This is a genomic window from Mesorhizobium sp. M7A.F.Ca.CA.004.06.1.1, assembly GCF_003999135.1.
Lineage (GTDB): Bacteria > Pseudomonadota > Alphaproteobacteria > Rhizobiales > Rhizobiaceae > Mesorhizobium.
This window is the reverse complement of record NZ_RZPQ01000343.1, coordinates 1-6,086: the sequence shown is the minus strand read 5'-3', so window position 1 is coordinate 6,086 and position 6,086 is coordinate 1. Positions and strand designations below refer to the sequence as shown.

4 protein-coding genes and 1 pseudogene are annotated in these 6,086 nt (G+C 61.9%); all 5 read left to right on the top strand.

Going from position 1 to position 6,086, the window contains the following annotated elements; genetic code table 11:
* The first annotated feature begins 762 nt into the window (after positions 1-762).
* The gene (gene dnaA, locus EN906_RS19810) at positions 763-2,238 is read left to right on the top strand and encodes a chromosomal replication initiator protein DnaA (protein ID WP_236383352.1); all 1,476 of its coding nucleotides are present in this window, start codon (positions 763-765) and stop codon (positions 2,236-2,238) included.
* 304 nt (positions 2,239-2,542) lie between these two features.
* Positions 2,543-3,661: a DNA polymerase III subunit beta gene (gene dnaN / locus EN906_RS19805; RefSeq protein WP_127268056.1), complete on the top strand. Its 1,119-nt coding sequence runs from the start codon at positions 2,543-2,545 to the stop codon at positions 3,659-3,661.
* 205 nt (positions 3,662-3,866) lie between these two features.
* Positions 3,867-5,006, top strand: a complete 1,140-nt coding sequence (gene recF / locus EN906_RS19800) for a DNA replication/repair protein RecF (protein ID WP_127268057.1) — start codon at positions 3,867-3,869, stop codon at positions 5,004-5,006.
* An 83-nt stretch (positions 5,007-5,089) separates the two neighbouring features.
* Positions 5,090-5,845 (top strand): molybdopterin-synthase adenylyltransferase MoeB, encoded by a 756-nt coding sequence (locus EN906_RS19795; protein ID WP_127268058.1) that lies wholly within the window; start codon positions 5,090-5,092, stop codon positions 5,843-5,845.
* A gap of 4 nt (positions 5,846-5,849) precedes the next feature.
* Positions 5,850-6,086: pseudogene (locus EN906_RS19790) on the top strand (GNAT family N-acetyltransferase); the annotation flags it as partial.

Below are 6,086 nucleotides of genomic sequence, written 5' to 3'. Positions count from 1 at the left end.
GCTTGAAACGTCCGACCTAAAGATTCTTAACTGTCAGAAATACCTTATATCTTTCAGTGACTTACAGATGGTGATCCACAGCTTGTCCACACCGGACCGGCCCGATCGGGGAGAAGTCGCTGTCAAGCGAATTATTTCAGAATATTTCTGTCAGCGCCCGGTTTTTCATATTCGCCGGAAAAGGGTTTGAATCACAATGGCTTTGTTAAAATGTGCCGTCGCGGCACGCCACTCGAACCCGCCTCCACTAACCAGATTCCTTAAAAATCCGTTAGACGTGGCCTTGCCCTATCCACAGCGATTTCGGTAGTGTCGATCTATCGAAAGGGACGGGCTCTGGCTCTTAACCCAAGCCTGAATCGGCCAGCTTAAATTGGCGGGATTTGCAACGCGGATCAAGTCCGCGGACGGTTTTGGTTTGTCTTTTTCGATACGGTAGGGGACTGGCGTAACTAGACATGGCAGGTAGACGGCGCGCCGGCGCTCTTTTCGCCGGGCGGTGTTGTATTGCCCTGACATACCCAACGCGGACTGGCTTCCATGGGCCGGCACCGGTTCCCGCGGATAATGGGCGACGTTCATCTGCCGGCGGCGGCAGCGGACATCGTAGCAAAGACTTAGGTCGCCGGAACCGGATGCAGGAGGCGCATCCCCGGTGGAAAACAGGTACGGAAGGACAAGGAAAAGATCATGCAGAGCGGCATTGAAAGGGAACTTACGGGCGACCTCCCATTTCCTGGAACTTTGATCGGAGCAAACGACATGGCGGTGTCCAGCGACGCGGAACAGAAATTCGACCGGGTCAAGACCCAGTTGAAGGCGCGCCTGGGAACCGAAGTCTATTCGAGCTGGTTTGGCCGCATGAAGGTCGCCGAGGCTTCCAAGGGCATCGTCCGCATCTCCGTGCCTACCGCCTTCCTGCGTTCATGGATCAACGGCCACTATCTCGACCTCATTTCAGAGCTGTGGAAGCAGGAGGATGCCGATCTCCTCAAGATCGACATCGTCGTGCGCACGGCAACCCGTCAGGGACGCAGCCAGGCCGAGCCAGAGGTGACGCCAGCACGCAGCAAGATGACACGGCAGACGCAGACGGCACTTGCCGCCGGCACAGTCAGCCCCAGCCGGGTGGAGCGCGCACCGGCTCCGCGTCCGGGCACACCGATCGAGAGCGAATTTCGCCACAACGTGCTGGGGTCGCCGCTCGATCCGCGCTACACGTTCGGGTCCTTCATCGAGGGACCGTCGAACCGGGTGGCCTTCGCCGCCGCCAAGGCGGTAGCGGAATCGCAATCGAGCGCAGTGCGCTTCAATCCGCTTTTCCTTCACGCAACCGTCGGGCTCGGCAAGACACATTTGCTGCAGGCCATCGCTGCGGAATCGCTGAAGCAGAACCCCAAGTCGCGCGTCGTCTATCTCACGGCCGAGTATTTCATGTGGCGCTTTGCCACCGCGATCCGCGACAACAACGCGCTGACGCTCAAGGAACAGCTGCGCGACATCGACCTGCTCATCATCGACGACATGCAGTTTCTGCAGGGCAAGTCGATCCAGCATGAATTCTGCCACCTCATCAACATGCTGCTCGACAGCGCCAAGCAGGTCGTCGTCGCCGCCGACCGGCCGCCGTCGGAACTGGAATCGCTCGAACCGCGGGTCCGTTCGCGCCTCAATGGCGGTGTCGCGCTTGAAATGTCGGCGCCCGATTTCGCCATGCGCCTCGGCATGCTCAAATTGCGCCTTGCCACGGCCAGGAGCGACGACGCATCGCTCGACATTTCGGAGGAGATCCTCAATCACGTCGCCCGCACCGTGACCGGCAGCGGACGCGAGCTGGAAGGCGCCTTCAATCAGCTTTTGTTCCGTCAATCCTTCGAGCCGCAGATCACCATCGACCGGATCGACGAAATTCTCGGCCACATCTATCGCACCGGCGAGCCGAAGCGTGTCCGTATCGAGGACATCCAGCGCATCGTGGCGCGTCACTACAATGTGTCGAAGACCGAATTGCTGTCCAACCGGCGCACGCGCACCATCGTCAAGCCGCGGCAGGTCGCCATGTACCTGTCGAAGGTGATGACGCCGCGCTCACTACCCGAGATCGGACGGCGTTTCGGCGGCCGCGATCACACCACGGTGCTGCATGCCGTGCGCAAGATCGAGGACCTTTCCGGCAACGACAACACGCTGGCGCAGGAACTTGAGCTTCTGAGGCGGTTGATCAACGACCAGGCCTGATCCTCCGGGGATGGCTGAGCCGGAACAATACCGGAATTCAATGGCTTGCCAGTGCGGCGCTGGGCCTGGATCGGGCTCGTGGCGCCGCCTGGAAGCGATCTGGATTTCGGTTTTACGACACTGGCTCGCGGACTTCGGGCGCGTTATCCCCAGAAAGCCCGCGTAGCCGGCCTGAACCGGTGGCGCGGGCTTGCGTTTGCTGGTTTTTTCCTGTCAGTTTACGCAGATTCTGAGCCTGTTCAGACCTTTCGCGGGACGCCGCTCACTGGTGACCCGTCATTCATTCAAGCGAGCCTGTTTCGTCATGCGTGTTATCCTGGAACGGTCCAATCTCCTGAAGTCGCTCAACCACGTCCATCGCGTGGTCGAGCGGCGAAACACCATACCGATCCTGTCCAACGTGCTGCTCAGCGCCGAAGGCGCCAGCCTTGAAATGAAGGCGACCGATCTCGACCTCGAGGTGACCGAAGCGACACCCGCCAAGGTGGAGCGCGGCGGGGCGACGACAGTCCCGGCACATCTGCTCTACGACATCGTGCGCAAGCTTGCCGATGGCGCCGAGGTGATGCTGAAGACGGACGAGGACGGCAACGCCATGTCAGTGACGTCTGGCCGCTCGAGCTTCCGCCTTCAGTGCCTGCCGCAATCCGACTTCCCGGAGCTCTCGGCCGGATCGTTCTCGCATATCTTCCGTCTCGACTCGGTTGCCCTGAAAGGCCTGATCGAGAAGACCCAATTCGCCATCTCCACCGAGGAGACGCGTTATTACCTGAACGGCATCTATCTGCACACGCATGAGGTCGGCGGCAAGTTGAAGCTGCGCTCGGTAGCGACCGACGGCCACCGCCTGGCGCGCGCCGAGATCGATGCGCCAGCGGGTTCCGAAGGCATGCCGGGCATCATCATTCCGCGCAAGACGGTGAGCGAGCTGCAGAAGCTCGTCGACGATCCGGATGTCGCGGTCACCACCGAACTGTCGGACACCAAGATCCGCTTCACGATCGGCAGCGTGGTTTTGACCTCGAAGCTGATCGACGGCACCTTCCCCGACTATCAGCGGGTCATTCCGACCGGCAACGACAAGAAGCTGATCATCGACCGCCAGAGTTTTGCCGCCGCTGTCGATCGCGTCTCGACCATCTCTTCCGAACGCGGCCGCGCGGTGAAGCTGTCGATCAGCGAGGGTCAGGTGACACTTGCGGTCAACAATCCCGATTCAGGCAGCGCCACCGAAGAGCTGTCCGCCGACTATTCATCCGATCCGATCGAGATCGGCTTCAACGCCAAGTACCTGCTCGACGTTGCCGCGCAACTGACCGGCACGGAAGCCAAGTTCATGCTGGCCGACGCCGGCTCGCCGACGCTGATCCACGACATGGCCGACGAGACCGCACTCTATGTGCTGATGCCGATGCGGGTGTAGCGGCACGGTGTCAGCACTTCGGTCCTGTTGTGGACCGGCAAGCGCGATATTTACGGCAACTTCTAGAGCAATTCCAGGAAAAGTGTGAAGCGGTTTTCCCGGGAAAAGCGCATAGCGCTTTCCCTTGGGAATTGCGTTAAAACAAAGAGATAGATTGGTTTTGCGTTTCCGTGAAACGATGGAACGCTCTATAGGCGGATAGCGGTTGCCGGCACAGAACCACATAAGTAAGCTTACACTTACCAATTTCCGAAACTACGCGGCGCTGACGATCGATCTGGCGCCAGGTGCCGTGGTTTTTTCCGGCGACAACGGCGCCGGCAAAACCAATCTCCTCGAAGCAATCTCCCTTTTGACACCGGGGCGTGGTTTGCGCCGCGCCCCTTACGTGGATGTCGCACGCGAGGGCGGCGACGGCGGCTTTGCATTGCATGCCCGGCTCGACGGACCTGACGGCCAGGTCGAGATCGGAACAGGCATTTCCGGCGGCGACACCGCCGGCGAAGGCGGCAGGCGGGTGCGCATCAACGGAGCGTCGGCGCGCTCGGCCGAGGACATGCTGGAATGGCTGCGCGTGGTGTGGCTGACGCCAGCCATGGACGCGTTGTTCACCGGACCGGCCGCGGATCGCCGGCGATTTCTCGATCGGCTCGTGCTGGCGATCGATCCCGGGCACGGGCAACGTGCGATCGACTACGAGAAGGCTATGCGCGGTCGTAACCGGCTGCTTACCGAAAACTCCCGGGACGACCGCTGGTTCGACGCTATCGAGACGCAGATGGCCGAAACCGGTGTGGCGATAGCCGCGGCGCGGGCCGAAATGGTGCGGCTGCTCGCCACCATGATCGACAGGCTGCCCGACACGGGACCATTTCCGCGGGCCGATATCGGCCTTTCGGGCGATCTGGAAGCCGAAATCGCCGCCGCGCCGGCGGTCGATGTCGAGGAGCGCTTCCGTCGGACGCTTGCCGGGGGCCGTGAGCGCGATCGCGCCGCCGGGCGCACCCTCGACGGCCCGCACCGTTCGGATCTGGTGGTTCGACACCGCCCCAAGGCGATGCCGGCCGAACTCTGCTCGACCGGCGAGCAGAAGGCACTGCTGGTCGGCATCGTGCTGTCGCACGCAAGGCTGACCGGCGAAATGTCGGGCATGACGCCGATCCTGTTGCTCGACGAGATCGCCGCGCATCTCGACAGCCGGCGGCGCGCGGCGCTGTTCTCCATCCTGGAGGAACTGAACTGCCAGGCGTTCATGACAGGAACCGATGCTGCGCTGTTTTCCAGTCTCCAGGGGCGCGCGCAATTCCTGACTGTCGACCATGGGACAGTTGGGCCAACGATCTAGACCATTGTGCCTCGTGTTCCTGGGCGACATCAACAGGTGCGTTGGCCCCTGACAAGGTTTTTCAGTCCCTGTATGATCAGGCAATGACCACTGCCGCCCTGACCGCAGACGAGATCGAACGCTATGCCCGCCACATCGTGCTGCCGGAGATCGGCGGCGCCGGCCAGCAAAGGCTGAAACAGGCCCGGGTGCTGGTCATCGGCGCTGGCGGACTGGGCGCGCCGGTGCTTGAATATCTTGCCGCCGCCGGCGTCGGCACACTCGGCGTGATCGATGACGACACCGTTTCGCTGTCCAACCTGCAGCGCCAGGTCATTCACGGTACCGACACTGTCGGCCTGCTGAAGACCGATAGCGCCAAGGCGGCAATCGCTCGCATCAATCCCAACACCACAGTCGAACCGCATACGTTCCGGCTGACCACGGACAATGCGCCCGCCCTCGTCGCCCGCTATGACATCGTCGTCGACGGTTCCGACAATTTCGAAACGCGCTATGCCGTGGCCGATGCCTGCGCGAGCGAAGGCAAGCCGCTGGTGCATGCCGCCGTCGGACGCTTCGATGGTTCGGTAACGGTGCTGAAGCCATTCGAAGACGGCAGGGACGGCAAGCCCAACCCAAGCTATCGCGATCTGTTTCCCGAGGCGCCGCCGCCGGGCCTGGTGCCGTCCTGTGCCGAAGCCGGCGTGCTTGGCGCGCTGACCGGCGTCGTCGGTACGCTGCAGGCGATGGAGGCGATCAAGCTGATCACCGGCATTGGCGAGCCGCTGGTCGGCCGGCTGCTGCTCTATGATGCGCTGGCGGCGCGCTTCGACACCATCCGCTACAAGAGAAGCTGAATTCTTGGACCGGAACGAAGCTGTCTCCATCACGCGGATCCCGACCGATTTCGACCGTTGGGACGATGTGCTCGCATTGATCATGCGCGCTTTCGCTTCGATGGACGGCGTTGTCGACCCGCCCTCCTCGGCCCACCATCTGACCGCCGACACCCTGAGCGACAAGGCGCGGCTGGAGACCGGCTTCGTGGCGGTGCAGGGGGACAGGATCGTCGGCTGCGGCTTTGCCCCTGAGAGGGCG

Coding starts and splice junctions, on each gene's coding strand:
- EN906_RS19795 (WP_127268058.1), top strand. CDS start 5,090: ATGACCACTGCCGCCCTGACCGCAGACGAGATCGAACGCTATGCCCGC.
- dnaA (WP_236383352.1), top strand. CDS start 763: ATGGCGGTGTCCAGCGACGCGGAACAGAAATTCGACCGGGTCAAGACC.
- dnaN (WP_127268056.1), top strand. CDS start 2,543: ATGCGTGTTATCCTGGAACGGTCCAATCTCCTGAAGTCGCTCAACCAC.